This is a genomic window from Nonomuraea mangrovi (assembly GCF_042681425.1).
Classification (GTDB): domain Bacteria; phylum Actinomycetota; class Actinomycetes; order Streptosporangiales; family Streptosporangiaceae; genus Nonomuraea; species Nonomuraea mangrovi.
The window spans coordinates 486,906-503,340 of record NZ_JBHUFV010000033.1 but is presented as its reverse complement, the minus strand read 5'-3'; the positions used below and the strand labels follow the sequence as shown (position 1 = coordinate 503,340).

The following is a 16,435-nucleotide window of genomic DNA, read 5'->3' as shown; positions in this document are numbered from 1 at the left end:
GTGTAACCGTGGTCACAGGGGATTCAGGGATCTTGCTGTTTCAGTGGCGGACCCCGACGGCGACGAGGTACGGCCTGGGCTGGTGCACGCCGCTCTTGGTGCGGTAGCGCTCGTAGAACTCCACGAACGCGCGGCGCAGTTCCTCGCGACGGCCGGGCTCGAGTGACTCGGCGAGCGTCCTGGCCGGACCGTAGACCGTGGAGAAGAGCTCCCAGACCTCCTCGCCCGACTCGCCGGTCTGCGGCGCGTCGCCCTCCTCGAAACGGAGCTCGAAGTCTGCGCCCAGGCGCTGCTCGACGTAGTCCCTGCTGCCCCACTGGAACGGCGAGCCCGCCCCCTGCGGCGGCGCGGGCATGAAGGGCCGCATCATCTGGAACATGTCCACGACGCCCCGCTCGTCGCTCCACATGCCGAGCGCCAGCCGCCCGCCCGGCCTGCAGACGCGCGCCAGTTCCCTGGCGACGGCCGCGTGGTCGGGGGCGAAGATCGAGCCGACGCTCGAGGCGACGCCGTCGAAGCTCGCGTCCTCGTACGGCAGGCGCTCGGCGTCGCCGACGTCGTAGCGGATGTCGAGGCCGTCGTCGGCGGCGAGCCGTTTCGCCGTCGCGATCAGCGCCGGCGCCAGGTCGACGCCGGTGACCTCCGCGCCGGTGCGCGCGAGCCTGGTCGCCAGCGCGCCCGTCCCCGTGCCCACGTCGAGCACCCGCTCCCCTGGAGCGGCGGCGAGCGCCCGCGCCACGTGGTCGAGCAGCGGCTCGTAGTGCTCGGGAAACCGCTCGTACGGCCCCGTCCCCCAGACGACACTCTGCCGCTTCTTGAATTCCTCGAACCCCATGACCCGCTCCTTGGCGAATGGCAGGCTCCGCGAGAGTCCCCTCCGAGCGCGGCCACCCCGGCTCAAGGGTCCCCCCGCCTGCCGCGGCGGCCCCCGCTTCACCGATAGCTGTCCCCTCCCCTTCTCCCGCGAGAGGGAAACCGGCCTCGGCGTGGCCGAGCCGCAGGCCGCAGCCCCCGGTCGCCGGCCCTTCGTCGCATGACCACCTCACCCGCCGATCCAGGATCGGTGCGGTGGACGAAGGGGCGCGCCCTACATCGCCGCCGCCGCGGCGCCTACGACGCCGCCCGCCGATGCGAGCGCGGCGGGGCGGATGGTGACCCTGTCCGGTCCCGGCAGGGCCTCTCGCCCGACGGCTCGCGCCAGCGGGAGCAGCAACCGCTCGCCCAACCGGGCGACGCCGCCGCCGATGACGACGATCTCGGGGTCGAGGACGGTGATCACCCCTGCCAGGGCGCGGCCCAGCAGGGTGGCGGCCTCGTCGATCACCTCGTCGGCCAGGCCGCCTTCCATCGAGGCCAGATCGTCGGCCGTACCGCCGCGCTCCCTGAAGGTGGCCAGGATGCCGGGACCCGAGGCGTAGGCCTCCAGGTGCCCGATCCGCCCGCAAGGGCAGCGGCGGGGGCGCGCGGCGCGGCCCGGGAGGGGGGACGGGGCGGGGATGTGGCCGATGGCGCCCGCCGAGTTCGTCGCGCCGCGCACGACCCGGCCTTCGCGGACGATCGCGCCGCCGACGCCGGTGCCGACCGTGACCACGAGGGCGTCCTCCGCCCCCGCCGCCGCGCCGAAGCGGGCCTCGCCGAGTGCCCACGCGTGCACGTCGTTCAGCACCCGCACGGGCAGTCGCAGTGCCGAGGAGAAGGCCGAACGCAGGTCGGTGCCGATCCAGCCGGGCAGGGCGGCGGTGGCGTGGGTGACGACGCCCTCGGCGTCGATGGTGCCCGCGCTGCCCACTCCGCAGGCGACGATCTCGCCCCCTTCGGCGCAGACCTCCCTGGCCAGCCGTACCGCCTGGGCGAGGACGGCGGCGGCGCCCTCGCGCGCGGGCGTGCGCGCCGTGCGGCTGCGCAGGACGACGCCCTCGGCGCTCACGAGTCCCGCCGCGATCTTCGTGCCGCCGATGTCGATCCCCAGCACGGCCTCCCCCGCCTCCGGGGCCCGCGGCACGGCCTTCACCGCCGGGTCCCGAGCGGGGTCGCCGCGGCCAGCCGCCGGGTGATCGCCAGCGGGTCGGTCACGGCCCCGCCGACGACCACGGCCCACGCGCCCGCCGCGAAGGCGGTCGTCACGTGCCCGGTCGTGGCCAGCCGGCCTTCGGCGACGGTCCTGACGCCCCTGGACGCCAGCCTGGCCACCAGGTCGAGGTCGGGTTCGCCGCCCGCGCCCGGAGAGGCGGGCGTGTACCCGGACAGCGTGCTGGACACCACGTCCGCCCCCGCGTCCCAGGCCCGCAACCCCTCCTCCAGGGTCGAGACGTCGGCCATGACCTGGACGCCGAGCCCCTCGCGGATCCGCGTGACGAGCGCGCGCGGGTCCCCGTACAGGGCCTCCACCTCCTCGGTGGCCTCGACGGCGACCATGTCGGCCCCCGCCGCGACGAGCTGCTCGGCCAGGCCGTACTCCGGGGTGATCAGCGCCCGCCCTTCCTGTCTCACCACCTTGGTCAGGCCGATCACCGGCAGCCTGACCACGTCCTTCACCGCCCGGACGTCGTCGGGATGGTTGACGCGCAGGCCGACCGCGCCACCGCGCTCGGCGCACTCGGCCAGCAGCGCGATCACCGGGGTACGGCGGAGCGGATGCCCGTCCGGCGCCTGGCAGGAGACCACCAGACCGTCGCGGATCGCCATGAGGGTGCCGGTCATCGCGTCCGGTCCGCGATCGGTTCCTGGTGGCGCCCCCGCACGCAGGAGAAGGTGATGGCGATTGGGCCGCCCTTTTCTGTCGTCGCGGCCACCTCACCGCAGGCGAATACCGACGCCGACCCAACAGGGACGTGCGAAGTGCGGGGCATTGGTCGGATCACGGCTACCTCCATGTCGACATTGGTATAGCCCAATTCTGAAAGTAGCGTCAATACTGCTGTTATGCTCCGTGGTATGTCGACAATTGGTGCGGACCAAAGGCTCACCAAGACCGATCAGCTCAGGGAGCACCTCTCCACGCTGGTCGGCGAGCGGCTACGTCCCGGCGACAGGCTGCCCACCGAGCGCGAGCTGGCCGACGAGTTCGGGGTGAGCAGGCTGACCGTCCGCCGCGCGCTCGACCGTCTCGAGAGCGAACGTCTGGTCTACAGGGTCCAGGGCGCCGGCACCTTCGCGAGCCGGCGTCCCATCACCAAGACGATCGAGTTCACGTCCTTCAGCGAGGACATGCGCAGCCGCGGGCTGTCGCCCGGCTCCCGGCTGCTCGACGCCGTCGAGACCCCCGCGGGCGCCCGCATCGGGTACGCCCTGGCCATCAGCCCCGCCGACCCCGTGTTCCGCGTCCGCCGCGTCCGCACCGCCGACGACGCGCCCATGTGCCTGGAGACCTCCCACGTCCCCCTGGCCCTCGCGCCAGGCCTCCTCGACCTCCCCCTGGAAGGCTCGCTGTACTCCCTGCTGGAGACCCGCTTCAGGATCCGGCTCGTACGCGCCGACCAGGTCATCCGTGCCACCGTCCTGGATCCCGAGGAGGCCGAGCTGCTGCAGGCCATGCCCCTGTCCCCCGCGCTGCTGGTCGAGCGCACCGCCTACGACCAGCGCGGGCGCGCGGTGGAGGTGGCCAAGTCGCTCTACAGGGGCGACCGCTACTCCTACGAGATCGCCATCGAACGCACCTCGTAGGCCGCCGCCCCCGCCGCGTTTCAGCCGAGCAGTGCCAGCGCCCGCTCCGCCAGCCCCTCGGGCGCGGTCTTCGGCGAACCGGCGTCGAACGGCGGCCGCGGGTCGTACTCGATGACCAGCTGCACCGCCTGCGCGGTCTCCACGTCGCTCGTCTGGGCCAGCAGGGTGAGCGCCATGTCGATCCCCGCCGACACCCCGGCCGCCGTCACGATCTTGCCTTCGGTCACCACCCGCTCGCTCACCGCCTCGGCGCCGTACCTGACCAGGAAGTCGAGCAGGGCCCAGTGCGTGGTGGCCTTCCTGCCGCCGAGCAGGCCCGCCGCACCCAGCAGGAGGGACCCGCTGCAGACCGACGTCGTCCACCGGGCGTGCGCGTGCGCCTCTGCGATCCAGTCGACGAGCGCCTGGTCGGCGAGCGCATCGAAGGTCCCGACGCCGCCTGGCACGATGACCACGTCGGGGTGCGGCAGGTCGGCGTAGGACGCCGTCGCCTGCAGGGTGAGGCTGCCGCGGTCGTCGGTGACGGGCCCCGGCTCCGCGGCGACGAACGTGACGGTGTGGCCGGGGGCGAAGGCCATCACGGTGTACGGCCCGACGGCGTCGAGCGCGGTGAAACGCGGATAGAGGGGGATGGCGACATGCATGCTCAGCTCTCCTTTGCCTGGAACCGGCGCCGGTAGGCGCCGGGTGAGATCCGCCAGTGGCGGTGGAAGACGCGGTAGAGGGTCTCCGGCGTGCCCAGCCCCGCCTCCCTGGCCACGCGCTCGAGCGGGTGGTCGGTGACCTCCAGCAGGCGCCTGGCGGCGTCGGCCCTGCTGCGCTCGACGTACCGGCCAGGCGGCATGCCCGCCTGCTCGGTGAAGACACGGGAGAAGTGCCGCTCACTCATCCCGGCGTGCCTGGCCAGGGCGGGCACGCTCAGATCGTCGGCCGGGTTCGCGTCGATGAACGCCTGCAGCTCGCGTAGCGGCTCGCTGCGCGGCGGAAACGCGCTCATCGGCATGCTGAACTGGCTCTGCCCACCGGGCCTGTGCAGGTAGACCACCAGCCCGCAGGCCACGTCCCTGGCGAGCCGGTGACCGTGGTCTTCGGCGACGAGCGCGAGCGCCAGGTCGACGCCGGCGGTCACTCCCGCCGAGGTCCACACGTTCCCGTCCTTGACGTAGATGGGGTCGGCGTCCACGTCGACCCGCGGGTACCGGCCGCGCAGCGTGTCGGCGATCAGCCAGTGCGTCGTCGCCCGCCTGCCGTCCAGGAGTCCCGCCTCGGCCAGGAACAGGGCCCCGCTGCACACGGACGTGATCCGCCGGGACAGGCACGCGAGCCGTTCGATGCCGCCGACGAGCTCCCTGTCCGGCAGGAACTCCATGGTGGTCAGCCCGCCGGCGACCATCAGCGTGTCGATCGGCCCGTCGACCCTGTGCAGCGGCGTGCTCACGACGGTCGCGATCCCGTTGTGCGCCGTCACGCTCCCCGCGCGGACGGCGGTCACCTCGACCTGGTAGCCGTCGGCACCGGCCATCAGGTCAGCCAGGGCGAACACGTCGGCGGGACCCGCCATGTCGAGCAGCTGGAATCCCTCGAAGACCACGATGACGACGCGTCGCTGCATGTCTTTCATGCTGGTCAGAACAGTGCGATGGCGTCAATGACACGAACATTGCACATTCCGCCAAGATCCGTTCCAGGATCAGGAGCTTGACGGCCACCTCCTCCCCGTTCGGCGAGGTGCAGAGGAAGACCTTGCCCTGGCCGCCCGCGCAGGGAGAATCCGGCGATGTGCCGGGGATCGTTCGGCCGGAGAGGTCGTAACCGCCGCATCAGGCCCTCTTCGGCGGCCGTGGGTCGAGCGAGGCGGAGGTTACCGGCATGGACCTGATCGTCCCGGATCGGCGGGGCGGCACCCCGTTCTCCGGCCGGCCGGCCGATCGGGCGTGAATACGGATCGGCGCTGCGCCGTACCAATCGTGTCCGACGTACTCACCGAAGGGCCACCATGCATGTCAGCCCCACGCAGGATCCCACGACCGTTCTGGCCGAGACGGACGCCGACCTGATCCACGCGTCGCTCGAACGCCCCGAGCGCTTCGGCGGCGTCTTCGACCGCTACTTCGACGCCATCCACCGCTACGCCCACCTGCGCCTGGGAGAGTCGGCCGCCGACGACATCGCCGCCGAGACCTTCTTGCGCGCCTTCCGCGCCAGAAGGCAGTTCGACACCACCAGGGCCGGCGCCCGCGGCCGGCTGTACGGCATCGCGTCCAATCTCATCGCCGACCACGCCCGCGGCGAGGCCCGCGGGTACCGGGCGATGGCGAGGAGCGTCGAACCCGCCGACCACGCGAGCCACGACGACCAGGTGGCGGGCCGCGTGTCCGCCGCGGTCATGCAGCCGAAGCCGGCCGCGGCGCTGGCCGAGCTCTCGGCCGGGGACAGGGACGTCCTGCTGCACGGAGATCAAGATGGGGCGAGATGTCCGGATATAGACCTATTCGCCCCTTTTATGAGAAATGCAACTTTTGTACATTCACTCGTCCCGTTATAACCGACCAAATCGGGCTATAAGGACGCATAGATGTTTATTCAGAGCAATAGGCTTGTTAATGTATAGCAAAATGGGGCGTTGAGTCGTTTGTCTGGCATGCCGCCCGGAAATCAAGACAGCGCAGGGATGGTCGCTCGTGACCATTGAGAACATTTCAACCACCCTGAATTCGTCATTCACGGGCAGTCAGTCCTTTCAGGAGGAAAACCCAATGACCAGCTTCAAGCGCGTCATCGCAGGCCTCGCTCTCACCACCGCCATGTCGGGCGGCGTCGTCGCCCTCGGCGCAGCGACCACCGCCACGTCGGCCGCCGCAAGCACCACCTCCGTCTCCTACCAGGCCAGCTGGGGCGGCTGGGGCGGTGGCTGCGGCTTCCGTCGCTGCGGCTTCGGCCGCGGCTGGGGCGGCTGGGGCCGTCGCGGCTGCTGCGGCCGTCACCACAGGGGCGGTCACGTGAGGATCCACAACAACATCAACGTCCACAACAACAACGACAACGACAACGACCTCGACAACCGCAACAACGACCCGCACCACCACGACACGGTGTCGTAAGCGCTAAAGCAGGATAGGCGCGGGCCGGCATCGCCGGCCCGCGCTCTGCCCGAAGCCTGGGGAGAAACTTAGCGCATTGCGGAATTCGCCTCTGAGTCGATGAATAATCGCGGGCGGAATGCAGTGGTTCGCCGAATACGGTGAGCCTGGGCCACATGCCGGTCGCGTGTCGTGTTGGTGGTTTCGGGGTTCGAGGTTCCCGCCGAGACCACCAGCACGACGACACGCGGGGACCGTGGTCCCGCTCCTCCGCGCTTCCATCCTGCTTCCCGCGCCGTGCGACCGCCGAGGTCACGCGGCGCTCAAGCCGTTCTCCGTCCGAGGCTCCACCAGGCGTCCGACCTGGAGGAGAGCTCGCCTTCCCGATCAGGACGGCCGGGGCGAATCGGTACCGGAGACGCCCCCCGCGCTCCTTGATCGTCACGCTGACGGCCGGGGCGGATCGGCACCGTGGACACCCGGCGCGCTTCTCGATCGTCACGCTGACGGCCGGAGCGGATCAGTACCGTGGACGCCCCCGCGCGCCTCGGTCGTCACGCTGTCCCTGGCGACGATCCAGCGCGAAAGCGCTCGGGAATGGGCGCGGCTCGCGCACGATTTCGGCGCCGGATATCCCGGGCACGCGATCCATGACGGACGGCCGGACAAGGCTCATCATTCACGCCGGGCCGGACACCTCAGCACATGGTCCCTTTGCGTTTCCAGTATCCAGCCGGAATAACCGGGTGAAGAGCTTTGACATGCACGCCCGCTGCGGTCGCCCCGGCGAAGTGGGCAGGAAACAGGGGACCGGAAGAACAATCACCGATATCGAGCGAGAAGGCATCGAGGCCGATCCGCCTACGGAAATGCCGCCCCCGGCTGTCGATGCCGCTCATAAAAGGCAGCGTGTACGCCGGTCACCGTCCGAACGACCTGAAAGCGGGCCCCTTGTCAAGGGTATTCGCATTCACACCGTCAGCACGATTTTTCCGCGCGCGTGCTCCGCCTCCACGTAGCGGATGGCGTCGGCGGTCTCGCTCAGGGGATACTCCCGCTCGATCACCGGGGTGACCTTTCCTGCCGCGACGAGCCCGGCGAGAAGGGTCAGATCCTCGACGCTCCGCCTCGCGGTCAGTCCGCGGAGCCGCTGGCTCACGAACGGCGAGGTCACGGCGAGGACGAACAGCCGCGGCAGCGGGCCGAGCACCTCTCCTCCCGCACCGCTCGACGAGACGTAGACGCCCTTCGGCGCGAGCACCCGGCGGAACTCCGAGAGCCGGTGGTTGCCCGCGAAGTCGAGGATGGCGTCGAATCGGGCCGCGCCTCGGGTGACGTCCTCGCGGGTGTAGTCGATCACCTGGTCGGCGCCGATCGAGCGCACCAGGTCCGCGTTCCGGGTGCTGCAGACGCCGGTCACCTCCGCGCCGAGTGTCTTCGCGAGCTGCACGGCGAAGGTGCCGACTCCGCCGGAAGCCCCGTTGACGAGCACTGTACGGCCGGGCCCGACCTGGCCGGCACGCAGCGTCTGCAGCGCGGTCGTCGCCGCCACGGGAAGGGTGGCCGCCTGCTCGAACGTCACCCCCGCGGGTATCGGGGCCAGGTGCTTCTCCGGCGCCGCCGCGTACTCGGCGAAGCCTCGCTGACTCGTCTCGCCGAACACCGCGTCGCCGACCTGGAGGCCGGTGACGTTCGCCCCTGCCACTTCCACCGTCCCGGCGATGTCGCGCCCGAGGATGGTCGCCTTCGGCCGCCGGATCCCGAACGCGAGACGCCCGATGCGCGGGACGCCGTGCATGGCGAACCTGTCGCCCTGGTTGACCGAAGCCGCCCGAACCCGCACGAGCACCTCGTCGGGGCCGACTGCGGGCTTGTCGACGTCGCTGTACCTCAGGACCTCGGCGGAGCCGTACTCCTCGTAGACGATCGCTTTCATGGGTGCTCCTCACTTCGATGGTGGACGGGCGTCCCAGGGCAGGGGGCATCGTGCCGGCGACGTCCGGCGTGCCCGCGGGATCGGGGCCGGTCAGGAGACCGGCTCGGGCCGGTAGACCGGCTGTTGGGAAGGGGGACTGGTGGGAGCGGGGTCGACGGCCGCTCAGCGGCGAAGCGCCCGGCCGATCCCCTCGAGGACGGTGTGGACGAGCGTGCCGGCGGAGAGCACGACAAGCCCCGTGTCGATCCACTGCGGTACGTTCGGCGACCAACCGGCCGCCTCGACGAAGGCCGGGTTGAGCACCCGGTGGGTCGCGGCGAGCCAGATCAGCATGACCGCGGAGGCGAGGTCGGCGATCGACCCCGCGACGGCGACGGGAACGCTCCATCGCACGTAGTACTTCACGAAGGCGAAGCCGAGGGTCGCGATCACGAAGGCGATGAACAGGTAGACGGCGCCGCTCTCCCACAGCCAGGGCGAGAGCAGGCCGACGGGGTCGCCGTTCGCGTCCGTCTCGGTGCTCACCACCGGCGAGAGCAGGATGAAGGTCGTCATGAGGACGAACAGCACGGTCCCGGTGACCAGCTCGCCGTACCGGGCGCGACGGCTGGGCGGCTCGGGCAGCGAGTCGGGGGTCCAGGGCCGTGCCGTCGCCCTGCGGCCGGCGAAGACGCGCTCGATGATCGCGAAGACGAGCGTCGTCCAGAAGGCGATGTGGACGGTGGTCGTGAACGCCGCGCCGAGGGTGTCGCCGATCACGAGCAGGGCGGTGCCGTCCTGCAGGGCCCGCGCGAGCCCGACGACCGCGGCCACGACAGGCACGATCGTCACCATCAGCGCCGTCAGCAGCCGGGTGTAGTCGAGGTAGAGCGCGGGCCCGATGAGCTGGAGCGGACGATCCGCGTAGCCCGCGGCCAGCCGCGCCGGGTCGCCCAGCTCGGTGAGCACCGCGATCTCGGCTTCCACCGGGTCGCTTCCGGCGTCGAGGCGGTCGTCGACGGCGTCCGCGATCGAGGCGCGGAGTTCCTTCTCGATGTCGGGCCGCTGCCGCTCGGGCAGGCGGCGCAGGGTCGCGTCGACGTAGCGGTCGGTGAGGGTGCTCGCGGGGATCATGACTCGCCCTTCAAGGTGCGGAATGCCGTGTGGAGCTCGTCCCAGTCGCGGCTCAGGGTGTCGGCGAGTGCGACGCCGTCGCCACTGGTTCGGTAGAACTTGCGCGGCCGGGACTCCTCGGTGTTCCAGTCGCTGGTCAGCAGGCCCTGCTTCTCGAGTCGGCGCAGGAGCGGGTACAGGGTGTTGGCGTCGACGGTGAAGCCGCGCTCGCCGAGCAGGTCGAGCAGTGCGTACCCGTAGTTCGGCTGCCGAAGGATGAGCAGGCACGCGAGCACGACGGTGCCCCGCCTGAGCTCCTGCAGATGCGTGGAGAGCAGCTCATCGTTCAGCATGCGACCCACAATAGTGTGTGGCACACACTATTGCAACAGACCTCCCCCGGAACGGACCCGCACCGCTCACCCGGTGGCAGCGGGGCCGGTGCGCGTTCGCGATCAGCGGTGATCGGCCTGAGTGAGGCGGGCGGGTCCAGCAGGCGGGAGGCCACGTCGCCGTGCAGCTCGTACACGCCACGGAGCTTGACGGTGGCGCCGGACAGACCGTCGCCGTACGTGCGGGGGGCCGCCCCGCCGAGCTGGCCGACATCCTCTGGGACATGCACGCCCGGCGGCATCGGCACGAGGCCGGCGTCCCTGCCGGGCTCCTGGAGGGATGACCCCGAAGGTGCTCGTCAGCCTGACCGCCGCCGGCCGATGACGCCGGGATCGCGCTCGTGGACCCGCACCGGCCGCGTCGTCTCCACGACAGGCTCTCGGCGGCCGGAGAGGCTGACCACGGCGAGGCCGCCCAAAAGGATCAGCGCGCCCGCCGTGACCGGCGCGGGCATCCGCTCGCCCAGCACGAGGACGCCGAGCACACTGGCCACCAGCGGCTCGGCGAGGCTGAGCGTGGCGGCGCTCGCCGCGCTGACCCTGCGCAGCCCGCTCACGAAGAACATGTACGCCAGGGCCGTGGTGGCCCCGGCGAGCCAGGCCACCAGTCCGAGCGAGCGGGCGTCGGCGAGCAGGGGAAGCCCTGCCACGAACCATGGGAGCGTGACCATGGAGCCCACCAGCAGGGTCAGCGACACCGCGGCGGGCATCGCCACCCTGTCGTCGACGAGCCGCTTGGCCGAGACGGTGTAGACGCCGAAGCAGCCTCCGGCCACGACGCCCAGGACCAGGCCGAGCGGATCGACGCGTGCCGAGCCCGCTGGCGTCGACATGAGCGTGACGCCGACGACCGCGGCCGCCGTACCGGCCAGCCAGGTCCTGGTGAGCGGGGTGCGCAGGAACAGCCGCTGGCACAGCCCGGTGAAGACGGGCGCGAAGCCGAACGCCAGCGCGGTGGCCACGGCGGCGCCGGTGCGGGAGACCGAGGTCAGGAACGCCGCCTGGAAGATTCCCGTGGCGGCCGCGGCCGACAGCAGCGGCGGCCAGGCGGGCCTGGTGAGGGTCCGGAAGGCGGCGCGGTCGGTGAGCAGCACGAAGGCCAGCAGGAGCAGGCCGCCGAACAGGATGCGGGCGCAGCCGACGGTCACCGGGCTCGCCGCCGACCCGGCCATGACCTGGGCGGGGCCGACCGTTCCCCACAGGACCCCGGCACCGAGCACCAGCAGGCTGCCGGAGACGTCGTTTCGTTGGTTCACTCTTCGGACGCTAGGCGTTCGTGCGGATCGCCAACGGTTCAGCCGAAGCTCATTCGGCCGAGGCGTGGAAAGCCGCCGGTCCTTCGGGTTTCGGCCGCACGGAAGCGGATCAGACGTACGGAGTTCGGCGTTCCCTGCGCTCGGCCACAGGAAGTTCGGACTGCTCCACCGGCTGCACGTAGTCGAAGACCACGGTCGTGCGCACGTCCACGAACTCCTTGCGCCGCGCCAGCCGGTCGAGGACGAAGTCCCGCAGGTACTGCGTGCTGGGGACGGCCACGTGCACCAGGATGTCCTCGTTGCCGGTCACGACGAACACGCCGAGGGTCTCCGGCAGCGCGGCCATGGTGTCGCGCGTCGACTCGATGGCCTCGCGCGACTGCGGCCTGATCCTGATCGAGATCAGGGCCTGCACTCCGCGGCCGAGGGCTTCGGGATCCACAGCGGCGTGGAAGCCGGTGATCACGCCGCGGGCGCGCAGGGCGCGGGTGCGCTCCAGCGCGGTGGACGGCGCCACCCCCACAGCCTCGGCCAGCTCGCGGTTGGTCTGCCTGCCGTCGCGCTGCAGCCGACGGAGGATCGCCTGGTCGACGGCGTCCACGTGAAAGCCCCTTCGCATCCGTGCCGACGAGGCGAACGTCCTGCGCGTCCCGTCAGCGTTCCGGCTCCTTCTCCGAATTTTATTCGACGGGCGAGGAGGTCCGGCGCTCGCGCAGCAGGACCGTCGCGAGCACCGCCGTGAAGGCGAGCAGCGCCGCGGCCGTTCCCGTCACCGCGGCGAAACCCTGGCCGAACGCCTCACGCGCGGCGGCCCGCAGGGGCTCGGCCGCCGCCGGCGGCAGTGTCGCCGCGACCTGCAGCGCCGCGGCGAGCGACTCCCCCGCCGTCTCGGCCGCCCCGCCGTCCACTCCCGGTACGGCGGGCAGCGCGCCGCGGTAGGCGGCGGCCAGCGCCGTACCGAGCACCGCGATCCCCAGTCCAGCGCCCAGCTCGAAGGAGGTCTCCTGGATCGCTGCGGCCTCCCCCGCCCGCTCCGGCCTGGCCGCGGACATGATGAGGTCGGCGCCCAGGGTCATCACCACGCCCGCGCCGGCGCCGGCCGCGACCAGCGCCCCGGGCAGGGCCGCACCGCCCCCGGCGGTGAGCGTGGCCAGCGCCGCGGCGAACAGCGTCAGGCTCCAGGTCAGCGCCCGGCGATGTCCCATCCTGGCCGCCAGCCACGGCGCGGTCGCGGCGCCCACGGCGTTCGCGACGGCCGGCGGCGCGAGCGCGAGGCCCGCCGTGAGCGGGCCGTGGCCCGCCTCGAGCTGAAGCCACTGGGTGGCGAAGAACAGCAGCGCCGTGTAGCAGCCGAAGCAGCTCAGCACGCACACCGTCGCGGCGGTGAAGCGGCGGTCGGCGAACAGCGCGAGGTCCAGCAGCGGCTGGGCGGCGCGCCGCTGGCGGGCCGCGAACAGGCCGAGCAACGCCATCCCTGCGGCACCCGCGACCAGGGCGCCGGTGCCGGGCTGCTCGGCCGCCCGCTTCAGCGCGTAGACGGTCAGCGCGAGGCCCGCCACCGACAGCGCCACCCCTGCCAGGTCCCAGCGGCGCGGCGCGGGGTCCTTCGACTCGGGGATCAGCCGGAGACCCGCCACCAGCGCGATCACCACGACGGGCACGTTGACCAGGAAGACCGCGCCCCACCAGAACCGCTCCACCAGCGCCCCTCCGACGACCGGCCCGATCGCGGCCCCCGCGCTGTGGGCCGCGGTCCACAGCCCCAGGGCGAGGGCGCGCTCGCGGTCGACGGGGAAGACCGACCTGATGATCGCGACAGTGGACGCCATGATCATCGCCGCGCCCGCTCCCAGCGCCATGCGGGCGCCGATGAGCTGCGCGGTCGTGGCGGAGAAGGCGGCGGCGGCCGACGCCAGGCCGAACACGGCGAACCCCGCCAGTACCAGCCGCCTGCGCCCGAGCCTGTCGCCCAGGGTGCCGCAGGTCACCAGCAGCGCCGCCACGGTGAGCGAGTACACGTCGACGATCCACAGCAGCCCGCTCGCTCCGGGCATCAGGCTCCTGCTCATGCTCGGCAATGCCACGTGCAGCACGGTCAGGTCGATTCCCACCAGCAGCAGGCTGGCGCACATCACCGCCAGCACGGCCCACCGGGTCCGGCTCCTGTCCACATCCATGCGGGACAGCCTGCGGAAGCCGGTTCCTCATCGACAAGTACGGTCTTTTCTGTGGCATAGTGCCGTTCTGTATACCTATGGAGGTCAGAGCGATGCGTGGCGATCTCGACACGGTGGCGGAGCCCTGCACGGTCGAGGTGGCCATGGAGGTTCTGGGCGGCCGCTGGAAGCTGGCGATCCTGCGCAAGCTGCTCGACGGGACCCACAGGTTCGGCGAGCTGAAGCGCGCGATGGGCGGCATCACCCAGCGCATGCTCACCCGCCAGCTGCGCGAGATGGAGGAGGACGGGCTGGTCACCAGGACCGTCTACCGCGAGGTGCCGCCCAAGGTGGAGTACTCCCTGACCGAGACGGGCAGGAGCCTGGAGGAGATCACCAGGCTCCTCGACGCGTGGGGCAGGTGGTACCTCGACCACCGCCGTCCCGTCACTCCACGGTGAGCAGCTCGTGCATGCCCTGGGCCGCGTGCCCGCGTCCCGTGCGGTAGTCGGGCAACCAGGTGACCAGCGCGTACGGGCCGGGCGGCAGGTCCGCCCGCACGATCGCCGACCGTCCTGGGGACATGGGGACCAGGCCGACAGGTCCGCCGGTGAACGGGTTCGGCGCCTGCCGCCCCTCGTCCATCGCCGTGAAGAAGGCGCCCACCTGCTCGCGGGTGGTGCCGGGCCGTACCGGCATGAGGATGGCCTCGTTGAACTGGCCCGACCGGTTGACCACGCGCACCGGCAGGCCCGACCCGATGGCGGCGGGCGCCTCGAACCGGCTGGTGCCGTCCTGTGCCCGGTACTGGGTGATCTGCGCGGCGGCCGGCGGAAGGGACGGGCGCCAGGGGGCGGGCCTCACGCGCAGCGTGCGGACCTTCTCCTCCAGACCTGGCCTGCCGACCTCCTTGAAGTCGATCAGGTGGTAGGTGCCCGCGGCCAGCTCCGCGGTGTAGGAGACGGGCGTGCCCGGCAGGACGGCGGCGCCGCCGTGCATCACCACCTCCCTGGACAGCGTCCGCGCCGCGGTCAGCGCGTCCTGGGGGTTCGCACGGTCGTAGGCGCGTTCCAGGTCGGCGAGGACCCGCCGCAGCGGCAGACCCGGCCTGACCCGCAGCACGCCCAGGTAGGCGCCTTCGGGGTCGGCCGACCGGATCCTGAACGTGGCCGCTCCGGCGGGCACGGAGGCAGGCGCCGTGACGCCGGAGGTCTCGACGACGACGTCGACGGTGGTCGCACCGGCCTCGGGATCGGCGTGGGCCGCGGCGGTGGAGGCGGTGAAGGTGAGGGCAAGAGCCAGGACGGTGATCGTTCGTGCTCGCATGCCGCCCAGCTTCACGCGCGGAGCCGTCCCCTCGCATCGGCCCCAGGGCGGCACCGCGCGCTCTCGCCGCGCAACCGACGGCGGTCACGCCGTCCGCTCCGGTACGACCGGCGGAGTACTACCCCATCTCCTCGAGTTTGCGGCCCTTCGTCTCCTTGACCCACTTGGTGACGAAGAGGAAGGACAGCGCGGCGAAGATCGTGTACATCACGTAGGTGAGCGGCAGGTTCCAGGCCGACAGGCTGGGGAACGTCACGGTGATCGCCCAGTTGGCCAGCCACTGCGCGGACGCCGCGACCGACAGGGCCAGAGCCCGGATGCGGTTGGGGAACATCTCTCCCAGCAGGACCCACACCACGACACCCCACGACAGGGCGAAGAACAGCACGTACGTGTGGGCCGCGATCAGTGCGACGGCGCCCTGGAGGTCGGGCAGCGTGACCTTCCCTTCCACCGTCCTGGCGGCGCTGAAGGCCCACGCGGCCGTGGCCAGCGAGACCGTCATCCCGGCCGAGCCGATCAGCAGCAGCGGCTTGCGGCCGATCTTGTCGACCAGGGCGATGGCGATGAACGTGCCGATGATGTTGATCACCGAGGTGGAGAAGCTCCACAGCAGCGACTCGCTCTGGTTGATGCCGACCGACTGCCACAGCTCGGAGGAGTAGTAGAAGATCACGTTGATGCCGACGAACTGCTGGAAGACCGACAGCCCGATGCCGATCCACACGATCGGCAGCAGGCCGAGCGCCGGGCCGCGCAGTTCGCGCATCGTCGAGCGCTCCTCCGTCTTCAGCACGTCGTGGATCTCGGCGATCCTGGCGTCCAGGTCGGCGTGCTCGCCCTCGACCTCGGCCAGGACCTTCCTGGCCGTCGCCGTCCTGCCGACCGCGACGAGGAAGCGCGGCGATTCGGGGATCACCGAGGCGAACAGCAGGTAGAGCAGGGCGGGCACGACGCACGCGCCGAGCATCCACTGCCAGGCCTGCAGCCCCAAGAGGGGGTTGTTGACGTTGCCGCCCGCGATGCGCGCGATGACGTAGTTGACCAGCTGCGACACGGCGATGCCGAGCACGATGGCCAGCTGCTGGAACGAGCCGAGCCTGCCGCGGTAGGCGGGCGGGGCGACCTCGGCGATGTAGGCGGGCCCGATCACCGAGGCCATGCCGATCGCCACGCCCGCCAGCACCCGCCAGAAGGCCAGGTCCCAGATGGAGAAGGGCAGCATCTGACCGATCGAGCTGACCGCGAACAGCAGCGCGGCCACCTGCATCGTCCTGATGCGTCCCCACCGGTCGGCCACCCCTCCGGCCAGCCACGCCCCCATCGCCGAGCCCAGCAGCGCGATGGCCACGACGATGCCCGTCTGGACCGGGCCCACCTGGAAGTACTTCCTGATGCCTGTGACCGCGCCGTTGATCACCGAGCTGTCGTAACCGAACAGGAAGCCGCCGATGGCGGCCGCCGCCGTGATGAACACGACGTGGCCGATGTTCTCCTGCCGTACTCCCCTGGAGCTCGCCATGCCCGAGCTCTA

Annotated in this window: 19 protein-coding genes; 5 read left to right on the top strand and 14 right to left on the bottom strand. The window is 71.4% G+C overall.

Annotation, left to right across the window (positions count from 1 at the left end):
• Positions 1-40 precede the first annotated feature (40 nt).
• From ACFSKW_RS20760 to ACFSKW_RS20750, 3 genes are all read right to left on the bottom strand, one after another.
• Positions 41-835 carry a class I SAM-dependent methyltransferase gene (locus ACFSKW_RS20760; protein ID WP_379573938.1) on the bottom strand — a complete coding sequence of 265 codons (795 nt, stop codon included), beginning with the start codon at positions 833-835 and terminating at the stop codon, positions 41-43.
• 252 nt (positions 836-1,087) lie between these two features.
• Positions 1,088-2,002, bottom strand: coding sequence for an ROK family protein (locus tag ACFSKW_RS20755; RefSeq protein WP_379573937.1), 915 nt, complete (start codon positions 2,000-2,002; stop codon positions 1,088-1,090).
• A 5-nt stretch (positions 2,003-2,007) separates the two neighbouring features.
• Positions 2,008-2,700 carry an N-acetylmannosamine-6-phosphate 2-epimerase gene (locus ACFSKW_RS20750; protein ID WP_379573936.1) on the bottom strand — a complete coding sequence of 231 codons (693 nt, stop codon included), beginning with the start codon at positions 2,698-2,700 and terminating at the stop codon, positions 2,008-2,010.
• Between the two features lie 234 nt (positions 2,701-2,934).
• Here ACFSKW_RS20750 and ACFSKW_RS20745 point away from each other — a divergent pair, with 234 nt between their 5' ends.
• Positions 2,935-3,663 carry a GntR family transcriptional regulator gene (locus ACFSKW_RS20745; protein ID WP_379573935.1) on the top strand — a complete coding sequence of 243 codons (729 nt, stop codon included), beginning with the start codon at positions 2,935-2,937 and terminating at the stop codon, positions 3,661-3,663.
• A 20-nt stretch (positions 3,664-3,683) separates the two neighbouring features.
• Here the strand turns inward: ACFSKW_RS20745 and ACFSKW_RS20740 are convergent, their stop codons facing one another.
• Together ACFSKW_RS20740 and ACFSKW_RS20735 are read right to left on the bottom strand one after the other, a co-directional pair.
• Positions 3,684-4,307 carry a DJ-1/PfpI family protein gene (locus tag ACFSKW_RS20740; protein WP_379573934.1) on the bottom strand — a complete coding sequence of 208 codons (624 nt, stop codon included), beginning with the start codon at positions 4,305-4,307 and terminating at the stop codon, positions 3,684-3,686.
• Between the two features lie 2 nt (positions 4,308-4,309).
• Positions 4,310-5,275 (bottom strand): GlxA family transcriptional regulator, encoded by a 966-nt coding sequence (locus tag ACFSKW_RS20735; protein ID WP_379573933.1) that lies wholly within the window; start codon positions 5,273-5,275, stop codon positions 4,310-4,312.
• Between the two features lie 384 nt (positions 5,276-5,659).
• Between ACFSKW_RS20735 and ACFSKW_RS20730 the strand changes: the two genes are divergently transcribed.
• Together ACFSKW_RS20730 and ACFSKW_RS20725 are read left to right on the top strand one after the other, a co-directional pair.
• Positions 5,660-6,208, top strand: coding sequence for an RNA polymerase sigma factor (locus ACFSKW_RS20730; protein ID WP_379573931.1), 549 nt, complete (start codon positions 5,660-5,662; stop codon positions 6,206-6,208).
• Positions 6,209-6,419: 211 nt separating this feature from the next.
• Positions 6,420-6,764 (top strand): hypothetical protein, encoded by a 345-nt coding sequence (locus tag ACFSKW_RS20725; RefSeq protein ID WP_379573930.1) that lies wholly within the window; start codon positions 6,420-6,422, stop codon positions 6,762-6,764.
• Positions 6,765-7,441: 677 nt separating this feature from the next.
• Here the strand turns inward: ACFSKW_RS20725 and ACFSKW_RS20720 are convergent.
• The 4 genes from ACFSKW_RS20720 to ACFSKW_RS20705 all read right to left on the bottom strand — a co-directional run bounded on the left by ACFSKW_RS20720 (position 7,442) and on the right by ACFSKW_RS20705 (position 10,124).
• The gene (locus ACFSKW_RS20720) at positions 7,442-7,642 is read right to left on the bottom strand and encodes a hypothetical protein (RefSeq protein WP_379573929.1); all 201 of its coding nucleotides are present in this window, start codon (positions 7,640-7,642) and stop codon (positions 7,442-7,444) included.
• Between the two features lie 71 nt (positions 7,643-7,713).
• Positions 7,714-8,679, bottom strand: a complete 966-nt coding sequence (locus ACFSKW_RS20715) for an NAD(P)-dependent alcohol dehydrogenase (RefSeq protein ID WP_379573928.1) — start codon at positions 8,677-8,679, stop codon at positions 7,714-7,716.
• Positions 8,680-8,841: 162 nt separating this feature from the next.
• A complete protein-coding gene (locus ACFSKW_RS20710; RefSeq protein WP_379573927.1) occupies positions 8,842-9,792 on the bottom strand; it encodes a permease prefix domain 1-containing protein in 951 nt (316 codons plus the stop codon).
• Positions 9,789-10,124, bottom strand: coding sequence for a PadR family transcriptional regulator (locus ACFSKW_RS20705; RefSeq protein ID WP_379573925.1), 336 nt, complete (start codon positions 10,122-10,124; stop codon positions 9,789-9,791). Before ACFSKW_RS20705 ends, ACFSKW_RS20710 begins: the two co-directional genes overlap by 4 nt.
• Before the next feature lie 161 nt (positions 10,125-10,285).
• Between ACFSKW_RS20705 and ACFSKW_RS20700 the strand changes: the two genes are divergently transcribed.
• A complete protein-coding gene (locus ACFSKW_RS20700) occupies positions 10,286-10,447 on the top strand; it encodes a hypothetical protein (protein WP_379573924.1) in 162 nt (53 codons plus the stop codon).
• Between the two features lie 15 nt (positions 10,448-10,462).
• On the opposite strand, the gene ACFSKW_RS20695 is transcribed toward ACFSKW_RS20700, so the two are convergent.
• The 3 genes from ACFSKW_RS20695 to ACFSKW_RS20685 all read right to left on the bottom strand — a co-directional run bounded on the left by ACFSKW_RS20695 (position 10,463) and on the right by ACFSKW_RS20685 (position 13,596).
• Positions 10,463-11,419, bottom strand: a complete 957-nt coding sequence (locus ACFSKW_RS20695; protein WP_379573923.1) for a DMT family transporter — start codon at positions 11,417-11,419, stop codon at positions 10,463-10,465.
• Between the two features lie 109 nt (positions 11,420-11,528).
• A complete protein-coding gene (locus ACFSKW_RS20690; protein ID WP_379573922.1) occupies positions 11,529-12,020 on the bottom strand; it encodes an Lrp/AsnC family transcriptional regulator in 492 nt (163 codons plus the stop codon).
• 79 nt (positions 12,021-12,099) lie between these two features.
• Positions 12,100-13,596, bottom strand: coding sequence for an MFS transporter (locus tag ACFSKW_RS20685; RefSeq protein WP_379573921.1), 1,497 nt, complete (start codon positions 13,594-13,596; stop codon positions 12,100-12,102).
• A 92-nt stretch (positions 13,597-13,688) separates the two neighbouring features.
• On the opposite strand from ACFSKW_RS20685, the gene ACFSKW_RS20680 reads away from it, so the two are divergent.
• Positions 13,689-14,036 carry a winged helix-turn-helix transcriptional regulator gene (locus tag ACFSKW_RS20680; protein WP_379573920.1) on the top strand — a complete coding sequence of 116 codons (348 nt, stop codon included), beginning with the start codon at positions 13,689-13,691 and terminating at the stop codon, positions 14,034-14,036.
• Here ACFSKW_RS20680 and ACFSKW_RS20675 read toward each other — a convergent pair.
• Both ACFSKW_RS20675 and ACFSKW_RS20670 read right to left on the bottom strand, forming a co-directional pair.
• The gene (locus ACFSKW_RS20675; protein WP_379573919.1) at positions 14,023-14,901 is read right to left on the bottom strand and encodes a hypothetical protein; all 879 of its coding nucleotides are present in this window, start codon (positions 14,899-14,901) and stop codon (positions 14,023-14,025) included. The two genes, ACFSKW_RS20680 and ACFSKW_RS20675, sit on opposite strands and share 14 nt — an antisense overlap.
• A 118-nt stretch (positions 14,902-15,019) precedes the next feature.
• Entirely contained in the window at positions 15,020-16,423 is a 1,404-nt protein-coding gene (locus ACFSKW_RS20670) for a sugar porter family MFS transporter (protein ID WP_379573918.1), read from the bottom strand.
• Between the last annotated feature and the right edge of the window lie 12 nt (positions 16,424-16,435).